The sequence below is a fragment of the Bradyrhizobium frederickii genome, from assembly GCF_004570865.1.
GTDB classification, from domain to species: Bacteria; Pseudomonadota; Alphaproteobacteria; order Rhizobiales; family Xanthobacteraceae; genus Bradyrhizobium; species Bradyrhizobium frederickii.
This window is the reverse complement of sequence record NZ_SPQS01000001.1, coordinates 1-15,685: the sequence shown is the minus strand read 5'-3', so window position 1 is coordinate 15,685 and position 15,685 is coordinate 1. Positions and strand designations below refer to the sequence as shown.

The following is a 15,685-nucleotide window of genomic DNA, read 5'->3' as shown; positions in this document are numbered from 1 at the left end:
GTGCTCCCCAATGCTTTGGGCAGCACTATAGCGTGCGGGCCGGCCTATTCCACGGAGACTCGCACCACGCCGGCGCTCATCATGCCGAGTGCACGGGCGGCCGGCACCGAGAGATCGACGATCCGGCCGCGGATGAAGGGGCCGCGATCGTTGACACGGCACTGGATCGTGCGCCCGCTCCAGGACACCCTGAGCACGCTGCCGAACGGGCGCGTGCGGTGCGCGCAGGTCAGCTCGCCGCCCTTGCCGGCTTTTGCATAGCTGTAATACGAGGCAAGCCCACTTTCGGCATTTGCAGCAGACATGAAGGCAAAGGATGAAGTTAGGAGACCAAGCAATAATGTTGGCTGCGCGCGCACGGCACCGCTCCGGGTTGGCCCTCCAGCGCTGCAAACGTCGCGTTGTTCCTTCAAGTTCCCGGAACCCTGCCGGGAGAGCCCGGCAGGGTCATCACAGTTTGTTACGACCGGTGAAAGACCAGCGTTCGGACCTCGATGCTTTCGCGCGGCGCCGCATCGGCCGGCGTGGTGGGATCGACGAACGCCGTGTGCGGTCCGAAACGCGTGTGGCCGTCGGTTGCTGAATCGTAGCACTTTAGCAGCAGCGCCTCATCCGGCGTCATCTCGGGGAAATAGAACCAGCGATGGTTGGGATTGTACTTCACCGAATAGGTCTCGCCGCGGCGGTTGGGATAGATCAGGTCGGAGGCGACGAGATCGTCAGGCGCCACCGTGGTGCCGTCGGCCATCGCCAGCGGCGAATCCCGCAAGGGCCCGCGAATCGGCCGCCACAGGTTGATCACCTGCACGCGGCCCTTGAGCAGCTCCTCGGCCTCGTCAGGCAAATGCTCGCGCACGCGGTTGGCGCCGGAGACGTCGGTCTGGTCCACGTGCACGCGCGTCGCCGGTTGTCGCGGGCCGCCGCCGCGGATGTCAGGCGCGCCTTCGACACGCTTGCGCACGGTGTGGTCGAAGATCACGACGCGATCGGCCTTCAGCGTCGCGCGCAGGAACGCCTCGACGGCGGGATAGTAGACCGCCCTCACCTCAGCATCGTCATAGAAATCCTTCACCTGCGTTGGATGGCGCACCAGCGCAAAGCCCTCGCGATCGAGCGAGACATTGTTCGCGATCAGCCGCGCATCGAAGATCGGCACCCGATGCGGCTCGGCCAGCGCCGTGCTTTTCGGCTCGCCCGGCGGCGGATCGAAGGCGTAGGTGCGCGGCTTGCCCGCAACAGGCGCGAGATAGTTGAGCTCGGCAGTGACGAAGGGTAGCGATTCGATTTTTGTTTCTTGCAGGCCCATGGCCGGTCTCCCGATGTGGTCGTTGGATTGATTTCTGCGGGCGTGCACCGTGCCGCAAGAGCTGCGGTGCAAATAGCAATGAGGGTGCTGCCGGGCGGAGAGAATGCAGAAGGAATGTTTCGAAGAAGGCGATTGCGCTGGAACGTGCTCGTCCCGCTTCACGAATGCTTGAGTGACTCGTGAGCTCTCACACCCACAGTCGTCATTCCGGGGCGCCCGAAGGGCGAGCCCGGAATCCATCGAGCCGCAATGTCTGTCGATGAATGGATTCCGGGCTCGCGACTTCGTCGCGCCCCGGAATGACGACGGACCTGCAGCGCGTCCGGGACACGAGAGCGTGCCTTGGAGCTACAAACCCGCTTTCGCAATCGCGTCCGTGAACGAGCGATCGACGATCTCCGCGGCGTCCAGCTTCTGCTTGATCAGGCCCCAGCGGAAATAGAGATCGATCGTGCTCTGCTCGTCCGCGATCACGCCATCGTCGATCGGCGCAATGCGAATTCTTGCACGGGAGAGCCAGTTCAGCGGCACGGCAGTCGGGATGTTCATCAGCCTGCTCCAGGTCGCGGCATAGCTGTCGATATTGTTCAGCGACCATGCCCGTGCCGCAGTGAGGCGGCGGATGAAGTCGGTGAGCTCGGCGCGCTTGTCGCGGATCGCGTCGGGCCGCGCGACCTGGAAGCTCAGGCCTGGCGTCAGCCCTTCCGAGGTGATGATGCGGCGCGACTTGAACAGCACCTCTTCCTGGCTCACATAGGGCTCCCAGGTCGACCAGGCGTCCACGGAGCCTTGCGTGTAGGCGATCTTGGCATCCGACGGCGCCAGGAACGCCATCTGCACGTCGCCCGCGCTCCAGCCGTTCTTCTCGAGCGCGGCGAGGATCAGTTGATGGCCGATCGAGCCGCGGCCGGTCGCGATCTTCTTCCCGCGCAGATCGGCGAAGCTCTTGATCGGCGAAGTCTCCGGCACAAGGATGGCGAGGCCCTCGCGGGTCTGGCGGATGGCGGCGATCGCCTTGACCGGCGCGCCGGACGCGGCGGCGAAGGTGAAGGGTGCGTCGCCGACGAGCCCGGTCTCGATCGCGCCGGCGCCGAGCGCCTCCAGCAAAGGAGCTGCCGCCGGAAACTCCTTCCACTCGATCTTGTACGGCACATCCTTGAGCACACCGGCCGCTTCCATCACGGCCTGCGCATTGCCCTTCTGGTCGCCGACGCGCAAGGTGGTTTGCGCCGCCGCGGGCTCGAAAGAGGCAAACAGCAGCGCGCCTGCCAGCATGAGGCGGATCATTCGGCGGCCTCCCCGCGAACGGCCTGCCGCCTGGCGACGAGTTCGCGCGTCAGTGGAATCAGCTCGCGCCCATATTCGATCGCATCGATCAGGGGATCGAAGCCGCGGATCAGGAAATGGCTGATGCCGAGGTCGTAATAATCGCCGAAGACTTCGGCGACCTGCTCGGGCGTGCCGACCAGCGCGGTGGTGTTGCTGTTGGCGCCGGTGAGCTTTGCGATCTCGGTCCACAGCCGCTTGTCGATGCGGCTGCCCTGGTCGGCAAGCGCGAGCAGCCGGCGCGCACCGGCCGTGGCGTGACCGTCGGCGGGCTTGCGGTAGCCGGTCTTGTCCTGGAGCGCCGTGGCGCGCGCCAGAATCTCCTCGGCTTTCTCCCAGGCCTGCTTCTCAGTGGGGGCGATGATCGGGCGCACCGACAGGCTGAAGCGCGGCGTTGGCCGGCCCTGCCGGACCGCGGCGTTGTGCACGCGGGAGGTGACGTCGCGCACCTGGGCGTAGGATTCGCCCCACAGCGCAAACGTGTCAGCATGCTTGCCGGCGACATCGATCGCCGCATCCGAGGCGCCACCGAAATAGATGCGAATGCCGTCGGGACGATAGGGCCTCACCTGCGAGAACGCGTTCTCGACCTGGTAGTACCTGCCTTTGTAGGTGAAGGGCTTGTCGCTGGTCCATTCCAGCTTGAGCACGTCGAGGAATTCGGAAGTGCGGGCGTAGCGCTCGTCCTTGTCATCGAGTGTGTTGCCGTCCTGCCGCAGCTCGGCGGCGTTGCCGCCGGTAATGACATGCAGGGCGACCCTGCCGCGCGAAAACTGGTCGAGCACGGCGAACTGGCGCGCCAGCAGCGTCGGGGCGGTGAAGCCCGGTCGCTGTGCGATCAGCACGTTGAGATGGGAAGTCGTGTTGAGCACGTGTTGAGCCACCTGGAGCGCGTCGGGTGACGTCGAATGGAACGCCAGCAGCGCACGGTCGAAGCCGGCGTTCTCGTGCGCCTTCGCCACAGTCTCGATGTGGGTTGGGTTGAGGGCCGGCCCTTCACGGACGATGGTCTCGGACGAATGGTTGTTGCTGATGAAGCCGATGAACTCGATCGACATAATCGTCTCCCTGTTGATGTCCTAGAATCCCAGCGCGGCGCGGCCGAGGCCGATGCGCGTGGAATCGTCCTGAGGCGTGTGCACGCGTCCGCACAGAACGTCGCGATAGTGCCGTTCCAGCGCATTGGCGCGGGACAGGCCGTGATTGCCGGCGAGCGACAGCGCGTCCTCCACCGCGGCAACGGCGTTGTTGGTCACGGTGAGCTTGACGACGTTGGACTCGCTCGCGGAGAGCTGCACGCCATCATCGAAATCACGCGCAAACGTGTCGATCAGCCGCGCATTGACGGCGAGCCGCGCCTCGATGGCGCCGAGGATCTCCTGCCCCCGCGGCAGGCTGGCCAGCGGCGCGCCGAGGCTGGCGGGAACGCGCTGCTTCAGAAACGTGATCAACCAGTCGCGCGCGGCACGGGCCACGCCGTCATAGATCGCAGCCACGAACACCGTGTGGACGGTCGCCTGCGTCGCATCGGGTCCGCGCCAGTCGGCGGGCTTGCGCACATCGATTTCGGCATCGAGCGGGATCACGACGTCGTCGAAGATGACGTCGTGGCTGCCGCTGGCACGGAGGCCGTGATGGTCCCAGGTCTCGACGATGCGCGTGCCCGGCAGGCCCGCCGGAACCAGGAACTGCCCGACGCGTGGCTCGGCTTCGTCGGTCCGCGCCCAAACGAGATACCATTTCAGGATCGGCGATCCCGTCGAATAGATCTTGTGGCCGGTGAGGCGCCAGCCGGTCTCGGTGCGCCGCGCGACCGTCGCAGGCAGGCCGCCGCGGGCGGGTGAGCCGAGCTCCGGCTCGACGCGCAGCGCGTTGACGAGGGCGAGGCCCTCGACGCTCTCACGCGCGAGCTTGCGCGACAGCCGGGCCGGCCAGGTCGGGCTGCGCGTCATCACGAGGTGATTGATATAGTGCATCGCCAGCACCAGCGCGGTCGAGGGATCGGCCTTGCCGATGATGCCGATCACGCGGGCGGCGTATAGTGCCCCGGCGCCGGACCCACCATGGGCCGCCGGTACGGTCAACGACAACAGGCCGGCTTCCGATAATTCTCGAAAATTCTCGAACGGGAAGCTGCCGGTGCGGTCATGCTCGGCCGCGCGGGCGGCGAAGCCCGTCGCCAGCGCCTCGGCGCGCGCGATGAAATCAGGCTCGCCGTAGGGCACGCGCCCTTTGGCAACGGGAGTCACCATGTTGCATCCAATCCCAGGAGGCCGAGAATTTGACGACGCAGATCGGCCAGATACGGATCGCCGCGATGCCTTGGATAGGGCCGGTCGACGCGGATGTCGGCCTTCACCCGCGCCGGGCGGTCGCTGAAGACGATGACGCGGTTGGCGAGCACCAGCGCTTCCTCGGCGTCATGCGTCACCAACAGCGTGGTAAAGCCCTTGCGCTGCCAGAGCGCGACGAGTTCGGCCTGCATGGTGATGCGGGTCAGCGAGTCCAGTTTGCCCAGGGGCTCGTCGAGAATCAGGATTTTGGGATCGTTGACCAGCGCCCGCGCCAGCGCGACGCGCTGCGCCATGCCGCCGGAGAGCTGGTGCGGATAGGCATTGCGGAAAGAGGACAGGCCGACCAGATCGAGCGCGGCATCGACGCGGTGACGCTGGCTTTTCAAAATGCCCTGGGCCTCGAGGCCCAGGGCGACGTTGTCCCAGACCGACCGCCAGGGAAACAGGGTCGGATCCTGGAACACGACGACGCGTGAAGGATGCGGCCGGGTGATGCGAGCCTCGTCCTCCCGCAGCGTCCCCGCCTTGGGCCTGTCGAGGCCGGCAACCAGCCGCAGCAAGGTCGACTTGCCGCAGCCTGAGGGGCCGAGCAGAGCGACGAACTCGCCGGGCTCGACCGAGATGCTGACATCGCTCAGCACCGGCAATTCGGTCCCATCGATGTCGAAGGCATGGCCGACCTGCTCGATATCGAGCGCGGCGCCAGCGGCAGGATGCGTGATCGCTTCGGCGAGAGCTACCATTTCACGGTCCCCTTCTGCCAGACCAGCAGCCGATCGCGGATTGAAAACAGCAGTGTGATCGCGCCGGAGCAGAGCAGCGACATCACGATCAACGCCGCGTACATGTTGGCGTAGGCGGCCCAGCCCTGCGCCCATTGCAGGTACCAGCCGAGCCCGGCTTTGACGCCGATCATCTCGGCGACGACGAGCACGGCAAAGGACGAGCCGAGCCCCATGAACAGGCCGACGAACACATGCGGCAGCGCCGCGGGGATCGCGACTTTCAGCACCAGGAAGGACGGCTTGGCGCCGAGCGTGCGCGCGACATCGTAATAGGCGTTGCTGACACTCGCGACGCCCGACCAGGTCAGCACGGTCACGGGGAAACCGGTCGCCAGCGCGATCAGGAAGGTCGAGGCGCTCCAGCTCGACGGGAAGGTGAAAAAGGCGATCGGCAGCCAGGCGGTTGCCGGCAACGGGCCGATGAACCGCAGCACCGGATGCACCCAATAGCCGACCGCGCGTGACCAACCGATCGAGACGCCGGTCAGGAAGCCGACGGTCGCGCCGATCAGATAACCGCCGAGTTGCAGCTTCACCGACGCGAAGACGCTGTCGAGCAGTTTTGGCAGGTCGTCGGTATAGACCTCGATGATCGCCTGCGGTGGCGGGAAGAACGGCAGCGGCAGCCAGGCGAACTTTGCCGTCGCAACCTCCCACACGCACAGGAACATGCCGAGCGCAACCAGCCATGGCGCGCGCTTGTGCAACGCCTTGCCGGCCGAACCGAGATAGTCGGCGCCGACGGTTCCGAACAGCGCGATGGCTGCGATGACCAACGCGGCAATGCCGAGCGAGTGCGTGCGCGACCAGTCGCCGACATCCGCCCACCACAGGCAAGACAGGCCGAAGGCGATCCAGGCGACGCTGGCGAGGATTCCGGCGCCGGATACCCGAATCCAACTTGCAAGCAACGGTGCACGGGAGAGGCGCGGCGCGCCGGAGGCGAGGCCGTCAGACAGCGAATACGTCGACATAGATGCGCTCCGCGAATTTGGCCGTGTCGGTGCTCTGCTTGAAGACCTGCACGCTCTTGAGATCGTCGGCATAGGCTTTCAGCTCGCGCTTGAGCACGTCGCCGACAGGATGATGATGGTGGGTGTGGTAGCGCACCATGCCCTCGAGATCGGCCAGCGAAGCCGCCTTCGGCGCATAGGGCTGGAACGATTTTGCTGCGAGCGCCGCATTCTGCGAACTGAACATCGCGGCATCGAGCAGCGCCTGGGTGATGGCGCGCGCGACCTGAGGTTCCTCGCGTACGAGGCTGCCGCGCAGGCCCAGGATGCAGCAGCTCTTCTCGCGGAATTCGCCGTCGAGGTTGGAGGCGATTTCCTTATACTGGCTGTCCTTGAGCCAGAGATAGGCGAGCGGATCGGACGACAGGAACGCCTGCACCTCACCCTTCTCCACGGCGACGTTGAGAAGATTGCCGGGATAGGCCCGCCAGTCGACGTCCTTGATCGGATCGATGCCGAGTTTTGCCAGTTGGATGGAGAAGAAGTTCTTGTCGGGACCGGCGAGATCGCCGACCGCGACGATCTTGCCCTTGAGGTCGGCGAGCCTGCCAACGCCGGAATCGGTGCGCGAGAGCACGCGCATGCAGCCGCCATGGGTGCCGGCGGCGATCTTGACGTCAAAGCCCTGCTCCAACGGCTTCAGCCAGCGCAGCGCCATGCCGAGACCGGCATCGCTCTTGCCCGTCGCGATCGCCTCGAGCAGTTGGTCGGTCGAGCCGGAATAGTTGACGAGCTCTACGTCGAGATTGTGCTTCTGGAAGAAGCCGTGCTCGATAGCGACCGGAACCGGCGCCAGGCAGACCGCACCAGCATTCCACGACAGTTTCAGCTTGCGCGGCGCGCCGGCGAGCGCCGGCGCATCCGATGCCGTGCGGCACAGCGGGAATTCCGAGAAGTCGACGCCGGGCGCGATGGCGCGCGGTGCAAGGGCCTGCGCGCCCAATGCGCCGAGCGGCGCGGCGAAGGCGGCGGCAAGCCCCGCCTTTAGCAAATGGCGGCGGTCGAGTGTCGATCCGCTGCGCTCGTTCTCGTTGTTCATCGGCCCCTGGCTCCTGCGCTGGCACGGCTCCGCCATGTACGCAACGGTTCACGTTGCGCATGTTCCGTGCGGAGCTGCGTTGAGAGAATGTTTTCCCGCCGCGCCTTTCGCGCGGTGTTGATGCGATGCGCAAATCATGCGGCGCGCGCGCTGCATCGTCAATGAAATGGAATTTCGAATGTGACGCGAAGCGAAGTCATTCTCTCCATCGGCACATGCGGTAGCGATGAAAGGATTTTCGGCATGCGAGGTGAACCGCGACTCCTTCGCTCGCTGCATTCATGAGTATCTTCGGCAGCGCACAGTGCGCATTCTCGAAATCGACGCTTCGCTGAAACGTCATTGCTGATCGCGCGCGCAATACGGTTGGCCATTTCATTGACTGCGCATCGCTCGGTCATAGACTTGATCGTCTCGCTACATCGCTCGCTCACGCGTCGTGAGCCAAAGTCACAAGCAAGCACCAAGACAGGCTACATGAGCATCAACTCTCACGATCATTCCATCACGCGCCGGCTCGCCGCATCGCTGCTCGCCGCCGCCATCACGCTGTCGACCGCGCCTGCATCGCTTGCCGCCGACAGCGTCGTGCTGCGCGTCGGCGACCAGAAGGGCGGCAACCGCTCGCTGCTCGAAATTTCCGGCTACGCAAAGGACCTGCCCTACAAGATCGAATGGTCGGAATTCCCGGCGGCCGCTCCGATCCTCGAAGCGCTCAACGCCGGTGCGCTCGACGTCGGCTATACCGGCGACCTCTCCTTCCTCTCGGTCTATGCGGCCGGTGCGCCGATCAAGGCGATCGGCGGCACGCGCTCGGATGCCAGGACGCAGGCGATCCTCGTGCGTCAGGATTCGCCGATCAGGTCGGCCGCCGACCTCAAAGGCAAGCGCCTCGCCGGCACCCGCGGCGGCTGGGGCCAGTTCCTGATCGACGCGACGCTGGAGAAGGCGCAGATCAAGCTGGAGGATGCGACCTTCGCGCCGCTCGGCCCGGTCGACGCCAAGATCGCGCTGGTCGCCGGTTCGATCGACGCCTGGGCGGTGTGGGAGCCCTACGTGTCGTTCGCCACGCTGAAGGACAAGGCACGGGTGATCGCTGACGGCGAAGGACTGACGCCCACCATCACCTTCATCGTCGCCTCCGACAACGCCATCGCCACCAAGCGCGCGGCGGTGCAAGACCTGGTGCAGCGCTTGAACAAGGCGCGGCTATGGTCGCTGGATCATCTTGCCGAGTACGCCAAAAACACGGCTGAACTGACCAAGCTGCCGGAAGACGTACTGCTGTCGGCCTACACCGCGCAGCGCACCAGTCCGATCGCAATCGACGAAAACGTCGTCAAGGAGGTGCAGGAAGCGTCCGACCGCTCGACCCGCTACGGCATCCTGCCGAAGAAGCTCGACGTCAGCAAAGCCGTCGACCGCAGCTTCACAGCCGCGGCCGGATCGAACTAGGCGGAGGCGGCGGGATGCCCAGGATTGGCCCCAAAGCCGCTCCGCTGCTTCTCGCCGCGATCGTGCTCATGCAGTTCGCCTGCATGAGCCTGATCGTCTGGCTCTCGCTCTAACCGCGCGCGGGCGCTCACCAATATCGGCGGTAATAGTGTCGGTGATAGACCCGGTAGGGCCGGTAATAGCCATAGCTGTAATACGGACGATAGGGCCGATAATAGCGCGGGTAGGCATAGACCGGCGCGTAGCCGTAGCCGCCGTAATAGGCGGGGGCATAACCATAGCCGTAGCCGCCGTAATACGGTGCGCCATAATAACCATAGGGTGAGCCGCCGGCGATGGCGCCGCCGATGATTGCGCCGGCCGCGAGGCCGCCAAGGGCAAGTCCCCAGCCGCCGCCGCGCCAATGCACCGGCGTGACGTCGTCGCCGACCGCGGCCTTCATGGTCGCGACGTTGGTCGGCAGCGGGGCTGCCGCCGCCTGCTGGATCTGGCCGGCGATGACCACACCGGCCAGCGAACAGGCAATTGCCGTTTTCCAGAACCTCATCGTCTTAACTCCTGTTGACGTTTCGCTTGGAAAAGGATCGCAGCGTCATGATCGGGCATCGTTGCGTTAAGTCAAAGCCCGGATTTGCGTGCGGCGCACAAGTCTCCTTCCTGCCTCGAGGGCCGCCGGCACGCGAAGCGCCCGAACACCCGCCGCCGCCGCCGCGATGCCGAAGCTCGGCGCCGAAGGCAAAGCATTAAGCTTCCCGCCTTCGCAACCAACAACCTACTTCACGATTTACTATGCGTACCGTTACTATCGGTTCCAAGGGCGCGGGGGCTTCTCGCGACAAATGGCCTCGGCCTGCGCCGGGCGTGAGTGGGAGGATGACATGAGTGCCGTGGGTAGTGAACCGCTCGCCCGTCAGGCGCTGGCGTTCGTCCTCGCTGGCGGACGCGGCAGCCGGCTCCTGGAACTGACTGACCGGCGCGCCAAGCCCGCCGTCTATTTCGGCGGCAAGTCCCGCATCATCGATTTCGCGCTGTCGAATGCCGTCAATTCAGGCATCCGCCGCATCGCGGTCGCCACCCAGTACAAGGCACACAGCCTGATCCGGCATCTTCAGATGGGCTGGAACTTCTTCCGCCCCGAGCGCAACGAGAGCTTCGACATCCTCCCCGCAAGCCAGCGCGTCTCCGAGAACATGTGGTATGTCGGCACGGCGGACGCGGTCTACCAGAATATCGACATCATCGAATCCCACGCCTGCCGCTTCATCGTGGTGCTGGCCGGCGACCATATCTATAAGATGGATTACGAGGTGATGCTGCGCCAGCACGTTGAGAGCGGCGCCGACGTCACCGTCGGCTGCCTGGAGATGCCGCGCACGGAATCTTCGGGCTTCGGCATCATGCATATCGACGAGAACGGCTGGATCCAGGAGTTTCTGGAAAAGCCGAAAGATCCGCCCCCGATGCCGGGCAAGCCGGACGTCTCGCTCGCCAGCATGGGCATCTACGTCTTCAACGCAAAATTCCTGTTCGACCAGCTCAGGCGCGACGCCGAGGACCCGGACTCCAACCACGATTTCGGCAAGGACATCATTCCCTACCTCGTCAAGAACGGCCGCGCGATCGCGCACCAGTTCTCGACCTCCTGCGTCCGCTCCAGCCGCAACAACGGCGCCTATTGGCGTGACGTCGGCACCGTCGACGCCTACTGGTCCGCCAATATCGATCTCACCGACGTGGTGCCGGAGCTCGATTTGTTCGACCGCGCCTGGCCGATATGGTCCTACGCCGAGATCACGCCGCCCGCCAAATTCGTCCATGACGAGGAGAGCCGGCGCGGCCAGGCGGTGAGCTCGCTGGTCTCCGGCGGCTGCATCATCTCCGGCGCCTCGCTGCGCCGCTCGCTGCTGTTTACCGGCGTGCGCATCAACTCCTACGCCAATGTCGAGAACGCGGTTATCATGCCCTATGTGAATGTCGGCCGCGGGGCTCGCTTGAAGAACGTCGTGATCGACCGTGGCGTCGAGATCCCCGAAGGCCTCGTCGTCGGCGAGGATCCCGAGTTCGACGCAAAGCGCTTCCGCACCACTGAACAGGGTATCTCGCTGATCACCCAGCCGATGATCGACGGGCTCAATAGATGATGCCTGTTCGCGTCCTCGCGGTCGCCTCGGAAGTCTATCCCATCGTCAAGACCGGCGGCCTCGCCGATGTCGCCGGCGCGCTGCCAATCGCGCTGAAGGCGCACGGCGTCGAGATGCGCACCTTGATGCCGGGCTATCCCGACGTGATGCGACTGGTCTCCGGCGCCGCGGAGATCCGCAGCTGGCCGGATTATTTCGGCGGTCCCGGACGGCTGCTCGCGGGCTTCCACGAGGGGCTCGACCTGTTCGTGCTCGACGTGCCGCACCTCTACGCGCGGCTGGGCAATCCTTACGTCACCACTGAAGGCGTCGACTGGCCCGACAACGGCGTGCGCTTCGCGGCGCTGTCGCGCGTCGCGGCCGACATCGGCCACGGCCTCGTGCCCGCGTTCGTGCCCGATATCGTGCACGCCCACGACTGGCAGGCAGGGCTCGCTCCGGCCTATCTGCATTATGACAATCGCCCGCGGCCCGCCACCGTGATGACCATCCACAACATGGCCTATCAGGGCAAGTTCGCGCCCGAGCTGATCGGATCGATCGGCTTGCCCTGGCACACCTTCAACGTCAATGAGCTCGAATATTTCGGCGGCATCAGCTTCCTCAAGGCCGGCCTGCAATTCGCCGACCGCATCACCACGGTATCGCCGACCTACGCGCGGGAGATCCAGAGCGACGAAGGCGGCATGGGATTCGGCGGCCTGTTGCGCGCACGCAGCGACGTGCTGAGCGGCATCCTCAACGGCATCGACATCTCGGTGTGGAATCCGCAGGAGGATCCCCACATCGCCTACCGCTACGGCGCCGAGGATCTCACGTTCCGGGCCGCGAACAAGGCGGTGCTGCAGCAGCAATTCAACCTCGATTCCTCGGACGAGGCGCCGCTGCTCGGCGTCATCAGCCGGCTGTCGTGGCAGAAGGGACTCGATCTCCTGCTCGAGGCGATCCCGACCATCTTGCGCGAAGGCATGCAGCTCGCGCTGCTCGGCAGCGGCGACCGCGATCTCCAGGACCGCTATCAGGCCGCGGCCCGCGCCAATCCCGGCCGCATCGGCGTCGCGATCGGCTATGACGAAATCCTGGCGCACCTGCTCCAGGCCGGCTCGGACGCGCTGATCGTGCCCTCGCGCTTCGAGCCTTGCGGCCTCACCCAGCTCTGCGCGCTGCGCTATGGCGCCGTCCCGATCGTCTCGCGCGTCGGCGGGCTCGAGGACACCATCGTCGATATCGGCGAGGCCGACGCCTCCGGCCGCAACGCCACTGGTTTCAAGTTCGCTCCCGTGACCGCGGATGCCCTCGCCGGCAGCTTGCGCAAGGCCAACGCCGCCTTCCACGACAAGCAGACCTGGCGCCGGCTGCAACGAAACGGCCTTGCGACCGACGTCTCCTGGCGTGGCCGCGCCGGCGACTATGCCGCACTGTATCGTGATCTGATGGCGGCGCGCGCCTGAAGATGACCATCGGCGAATCCATGTTATAGAGCCGGCATGGACCCCTTCGTCATCAAGCTGATCGGCTTTGCCGCCGCTACCTGCACCACCGTGGCCTACGCGCCGCAGGCCATCAAGGTGTGGAAGACCCGCTCCACCGGCGACATCTCGCTCGGCATGTTCCTGGTCATGGTGCTGGGCCTCGCGCTCTGGCTGATCTACGGCCTGCTCTCGGGCGACGCCCCGCTGGTCGCCGCCAACGCCGTCACCATGGTGCTCGCCGGCGGCATTCTGGTGATGAAGCTGAGATACGGGTGAGGTTGTTGCTGCGTAGGGTGGATGAGCCGAAGGCGTAATCCGCCACCTTAATTGCGGCCCGATGGTGGATTACGCTTCGCTAATCCACCCTACGAAATCACCCAAACACATACGACGCCATCGCCACACCCGCGACTTCGTCGACGAAGACGCGCCTGCCGACATCGCTGCCGGCGGCGCCGGCGGCCACCATCAGCGGCAGCAGATGGTCTTCGCGCGGATGCGCCAGGCGCGCACTCGGTGCACTCTCCCAATCGACCAGCATGGCGTTGCGGCGGGCCGGCTCCGGATTGCTGATCGCCTCGTTCAGATAGGCCTCGAAATCGTAGGAGACGGGCTTGGACTCCGGCCGGTTGAAGCCGCGCATGTTGTGATAGGTCAGGCCGCTGCCGACGATCAGAATGCCTTCGTCACGGAGCGAGGCGATCGCCTCGCCGGCCTTGATGTGCTCGGCCGCATCGTACGCAGACTTCAGCGAGAGCAGCACGATCGGCATGTCGGCGTTCGGATACATCAAGCCGAGCGGCACGAAGGTACCGTGATCAAAACCCTGATTGGGATCTTCCCGGCAATCGAGGCCGGCACGCGTCAGCTGCGCCTTCACTTGCGCGGCGAGCTCGGGCCTGCCCGGAGCCGGATATTTGAGATGATAGGTATGCTCGGGGAAACCGTAATAATCGTACACCATCGGCGGGTGCGCCGAGGTCGACACGGTGAAGGCGTCGGCTTCCCAATGGCCGGTGATGACGAGCACGGCCTTCGGCCTTTCGGGGAGCAGCTGCGGCAGCCGGCCGAACTCCGCGGCGGTCTTGGCATATTGCACCCGCCTGTCCTCCATGAACGGCCAGGGACCGCCGCCATGCGAGAGGAAGAGCGTCGGAAATCGCGTCATGGGCTCGTCTCATCGGCAAGAATGCGCGCGCCAGTGCCCGCGCGACCGGCGGCGAGCATAGGCAAACCGGCATGGTTAGCAAGTCGTTAACGATTTGCCGCCCAAAATCCCAGGCGGGGCCGAAGCAGTCGGCCTGAAGACAAGTGAGACGTGAGATGAGGAAGTTTGCGCTGGGGGACGTCGTCAACAGCGACAAGGGCCGCCGCGGCATCGTGCGCGCCGCCTTCAAGTCGCGGGAAGGCCAGCAATTCTACGCCGTCGAGAAGGACGGCGCGATGGATTATCTGGAGGAAGACCGGCTGACGCCCGCCCCGCGCGTCGAGCTCGCGGCTTAAGTCCACTTCATTTTATCGCGCTAGCGCGCGAGCCGGTCCAGACGCTCCGCCAAGGGATCGTCGCCGCTCGCGACGCCGTCGTTCGTCATCAGCAACAGGCGATCGCGACCGGCCTCCGCGTCCCAATGCGGCAGATCTGGACCGTTGGGATCGCCGCTCCTGGCGAAGTTGATCCAATAGGATCGCATGCGGCTTGCGAGCTTGCGATCGCCCCGCGAGAAGATGCCCGCCCCGGGCACGCCCTCCGCACCGAAAATGAACTGCAACTCGCGCCCGTGTCCGCCTTCGGGACTGGCGCGCCGCGCCTCCGGCACATAGGCGAAGCGATAGCGAAAGGTGGCTGCGCCGCCTGCGGCATGCAGGCGGGCCAGCAATCGTGCGGGCTCGGAAAAGACCTTGTCGGTATAGAACCTTGCCGCATGCTCTGACGGCCCGGCGAGGCCGGGATAGAGCTCGCGCAGTTCGTCGCTGGTGATGCCTGACGATGCGACCTCCTCCTTGATGTCGAGCTCGCTGTCGAAACCCGTCTCGTCGTCGTTCGAGCCGATGATCAGGGGAATACGGCTTTGATGCCCGGCCGCAAAGCCGGCGGCAATGTCCTCGGTCACCAGACTTCCATCCCTCATCGGCGCGAAGCCGCGCCGCGAGGTCTGCAACAGACGGCTTTGGGCGGCCAGCAGGCGTCGCGGTTCGACGCCGCGCAAATCCGCCTGCGATCCGAGCGCAGTCACGAACTGCCGGCCGACAGCCTCCGCCTCCTGCACCGAGCGCAGATGCGCGCGGGCGGGGATCGATTGCAAAATGGCCTTCTGGAACAGACCGCGCGCTTGCGCAGACAACATCAGGAGCGCGATCGACGTCGCACCGGTGCCGCTGCCGAACAAGGTGACGTTGTCAGGATCGCCGCCGAAGGCCGCGATGTTGTCGTGAACCCAATGCAGCGCGGCGATCTGGTCCATCAGGCCGTAATTGCCCGAACCACCTTCCGACGACGCGGGATCGACGAGCCAGCCGAGCGCGCCGAGGCGATAATTGGCGGTCACGACGATGAGGCCTGAGCTGGCCCCGGTTGTCTGAACAGAATATCCGCGTCGATAAGTGGAGCCTCTGCCGGGGTTAGGCTGCCGTGCGGAGCGGCAGCGGGGTGAAGTAGGCTTGATCCGGTGTGCTGCCGTCAAGGCTCGAATGTGGACGGCGGCAATTGTAGAAGTCCAGATAGCGGCCAATCGAGGCGCGAGCGTCGCTGACGCTGTCGTAGGCCCGCAGATACACCTCCTCGTATTTGACGCTGCGCCACAGCCGCTCAACGAACACGTTGTCCCGCCAGGCGCCCCGGCCGTCCATACTGATG

16 protein-coding genes and 1 pseudogene are annotated in these 15,685 nt (G+C 65.2%); 5 read left to right on the top strand and 12 right to left on the bottom strand.

The genetic code is table 11. The features are described 5' to 3' along the window. Positions 1–44: 44 nt before the first annotated feature. The 8 genes from E4K64_RS00085 to E4K64_RS00050 all read right to left on the bottom strand — a co-directional run bounded on the left by E4K64_RS00085 (position 45) and on the right by E4K64_RS00050 (position 7,763). Positions 45–359, bottom strand: coding sequence for a septal ring lytic transglycosylase RlpA family protein (locus tag E4K64_RS00085; protein WP_135161610.1), 315 nt, complete (start codon positions 357–359; stop codon positions 45–47). Between the two features lie 101 nt (positions 360–460). Next, complete coding sequence (locus tag E4K64_RS00080; protein ID WP_135161609.1) at positions 461–1,306, bottom strand: CmcJ/NvfI family oxidoreductase; 846 nt, start codon at positions 1,304–1,306, stop codon at positions 461–463. A 348-nt stretch (positions 1,307–1,654) separates the two neighbouring features. Next, positions 1,655–2,593: an ABC transporter substrate-binding protein gene (locus tag E4K64_RS00075; RefSeq protein ID WP_135161608.1), complete on the bottom strand. Its 939-nt coding sequence runs from the start codon at positions 2,591–2,593 to the stop codon at positions 1,655–1,657. Then, positions 2,590–3,690, bottom strand: coding sequence for an LLM class flavin-dependent oxidoreductase (locus E4K64_RS00070; RefSeq protein WP_135161607.1), 1,101 nt, complete (start codon positions 3,688–3,690; stop codon positions 2,590–2,592). The genes E4K64_RS00075 and E4K64_RS00070 overlap by 4 nt, the downstream gene beginning before the upstream one ends. A gap of 21 nt (positions 3,691–3,711) precedes the next feature. Continuing rightward, positions 3,712–4,884, bottom strand: a complete 1,173-nt coding sequence (locus tag E4K64_RS00065; RefSeq protein ID WP_135161606.1) for an acyl-CoA dehydrogenase family protein — start codon at positions 4,882–4,884, stop codon at positions 3,712–3,714. Continuing rightward, positions 4,878–5,669, bottom strand: coding sequence for an ABC transporter ATP-binding protein (locus E4K64_RS00060; RefSeq protein WP_135161605.1), 792 nt, complete (start codon positions 5,667–5,669; stop codon positions 4,878–4,880). Before E4K64_RS00060 ends, E4K64_RS00065 begins: the two co-directional genes overlap by 7 nt. Next, positions 5,663–6,685, bottom strand: coding sequence for an ABC transporter permease (locus tag E4K64_RS00055; protein ID WP_135161604.1), 1,023 nt, complete (start codon positions 6,683–6,685; stop codon positions 5,663–5,665). Before E4K64_RS00055 ends, E4K64_RS00060 begins: the two co-directional genes overlap by 7 nt. After that, positions 6,663–7,763 (bottom strand): ABC transporter substrate-binding protein, encoded by a 1,101-nt coding sequence (locus E4K64_RS00050; protein ID WP_135161603.1) that lies wholly within the window; start codon positions 7,761–7,763, stop codon positions 6,663–6,665. The genes E4K64_RS00055 and E4K64_RS00050 overlap by 23 nt, the downstream gene beginning before the upstream one ends. A gap of 477 nt (positions 7,764–8,240) precedes the next feature. On the opposite strand from E4K64_RS00050, the gene E4K64_RS00045 reads away from it, so the two are divergent. After that, the gene (locus E4K64_RS00045; RefSeq protein ID WP_135161602.1) at positions 8,241–9,218 is read left to right on the top strand and encodes an ABC transporter substrate-binding protein; all 978 of its coding nucleotides are present in this window, start codon (positions 8,241–8,243) and stop codon (positions 9,216–9,218) included. Between the two features lie 127 nt (positions 9,219–9,345). Here E4K64_RS00045 and E4K64_RS00040 read toward each other — a convergent pair whose 3' ends face one another. Further along, positions 9,346–9,765: a hypothetical protein gene (locus tag E4K64_RS00040; protein WP_135161601.1), complete on the bottom strand. Its 420-nt coding sequence runs from the start codon at positions 9,763–9,765 to the stop codon at positions 9,346–9,348. Between the two features lie 331 nt (positions 9,766–10,096). Here E4K64_RS00040 and glgC point away from each other — a divergent pair, with 331 nt between their 5' ends. The 3 genes from glgC to E4K64_RS00025 are packed head-to-tail and all read left to right on the top strand — an operon-like array spanning position 10,097 to position 13,107. Beyond that, positions 10,097–11,359: a glucose-1-phosphate adenylyltransferase gene (glgC, locus tag E4K64_RS00035; RefSeq protein ID WP_135161600.1), complete on the top strand. Its 1,263-nt coding sequence runs from the start codon at positions 10,097–10,099 to the stop codon at positions 11,357–11,359. Continuing rightward, a complete protein-coding gene (glgA, locus tag E4K64_RS00030) occupies positions 11,356–12,810 on the top strand; it encodes a glycogen synthase GlgA (RefSeq protein ID WP_135161599.1) in 1,455 nt (484 codons plus the stop codon). Before glgC ends, glgA begins: the two co-directional genes overlap by 4 nt. A 36-nt stretch (positions 12,811–12,846) precedes the next feature. After that, positions 12,847–13,107, top strand: coding sequence for a SemiSWEET transporter (locus E4K64_RS00025; protein WP_126255374.1), 261 nt, complete (start codon positions 12,847–12,849; stop codon positions 13,105–13,107). 97 nt (positions 13,108–13,204) lie between these two features. Here the strand turns inward: E4K64_RS00025 and E4K64_RS00020 are convergent, their stop codons facing one another. Next, a complete protein-coding gene (locus E4K64_RS00020; RefSeq protein WP_135161598.1) occupies positions 13,205–13,999 on the bottom strand; it encodes a DODA-type extradiol aromatic ring-opening family dioxygenase in 795 nt (264 codons plus the stop codon). Positions 14,000–14,154: 155 nt separating this feature from the next. On the opposite strand from E4K64_RS00020, the gene E4K64_RS00015 reads away from it, so the two are divergent. Then, on the top strand, positions 14,155–14,334 hold the full coding sequence (locus E4K64_RS00015; protein WP_126255372.1) for a hypothetical protein: 180 nt from the start codon (positions 14,155–14,157) through the stop codon (positions 14,332–14,334). A gap of 20 nt (positions 14,335–14,354) precedes the next feature. On the opposite strand, the pseudogene E4K64_RS00010 reads toward E4K64_RS00015, so the two are convergent. Together E4K64_RS00010 and E4K64_RS00005 are read right to left on the bottom strand one after the other, a co-directional pair. Further along, positions 14,355–15,398, bottom strand: a pseudogene (locus tag E4K64_RS00010) (carboxylesterase family protein); the annotation flags it as partial. Between the two features lie 52 nt (positions 15,399–15,450). Further along, on the bottom strand, positions 15,451–15,685 hold a 235-nt coding region (locus E4K64_RS00005), incomplete at its 5' end, for an integrase core domain-containing protein (RefSeq protein ID WP_135161597.1).

What these genes read in the sequence shown, in the direction of transcription:
- E4K64_RS00080 (WP_135161609.1), bottom strand. Translation starts at nt 1,306, where the DNA reads ATGGGCCTGCAAGAAACAAAAATCGAATCGCTACCCTTCGTCACTGCC.
- E4K64_RS00075 (WP_135161608.1), bottom strand. Translation starts at nt 2,593, where the DNA reads ATGATCCGCCTCATGCTGGCAGGCGCGCTGCTGTTTGCCTCTTTCGAG.
- E4K64_RS00070 (WP_135161607.1), bottom strand. Translation starts at nt 3,690, where the DNA reads ATGTCGATCGAGTTCATCGGCTTCATCAGCAACAACCATTCGTCCGAG.
- E4K64_RS00065 (WP_135161606.1), bottom strand. Translation starts at nt 4,884, where the DNA reads ATGGTGACTCCCGTTGCCAAAGGGCGCGTGCCCTACGGCGAGCCTGAT.
- E4K64_RS00060 (WP_135161605.1), bottom strand. Translation starts at nt 5,669, where the DNA reads ATGGTAGCTCTCGCCGAAGCGATCACGCATCCTGCCGCTGGCGCCGCG.
- E4K64_RS00055 (WP_135161604.1), bottom strand. Translation starts at nt 6,685, where the DNA reads ATGTCGACGTATTCGCTGTCTGACGGCCTCGCCTCCGGCGCGCCGCGC.
- E4K64_RS00050 (WP_135161603.1), bottom strand. Translation starts at nt 7,763, where the DNA reads ATGAACAACGAGAACGAGCGCAGCGGATCGACACTCGACCGCCGCCAT.
- E4K64_RS00045 (WP_135161602.1), top strand. Translation starts at nt 8,241, where the DNA reads ATGAGCATCAACTCTCACGATCATTCCATCACGCGCCGGCTCGCCGCA.
- E4K64_RS00040 (WP_135161601.1), bottom strand. Translation starts at nt 9,765, where the DNA reads ATGAGGTTCTGGAAAACGGCAATTGCCTGTTCGCTGGCCGGTGTGGTC.
- glgC (WP_135161600.1), top strand. Translation starts at nt 10,097, where the DNA reads ATGAGTGCCGTGGGTAGTGAACCGCTCGCCCGTCAGGCGCTGGCGTTC.
- glgA (WP_135161599.1), top strand. Translation starts at nt 11,356, where the DNA reads ATGATGCCTGTTCGCGTCCTCGCGGTCGCCTCGGAAGTCTATCCCATC.
- E4K64_RS00025 (WP_126255374.1), top strand. Translation starts at nt 12,847, where the DNA reads ATGGACCCCTTCGTCATCAAGCTGATCGGCTTTGCCGCCGCTACCTGC.
- E4K64_RS00020 (WP_135161598.1), bottom strand. Translation starts at nt 13,999, where the DNA reads ATGACGCGATTTCCGACGCTCTTCCTCTCGCATGGCGGCGGTCCCTGG.
- E4K64_RS00015 (WP_126255372.1), top strand. Translation starts at nt 14,155, where the DNA reads ATGAGGAAGTTTGCGCTGGGGGACGTCGTCAACAGCGACAAGGGCCGC.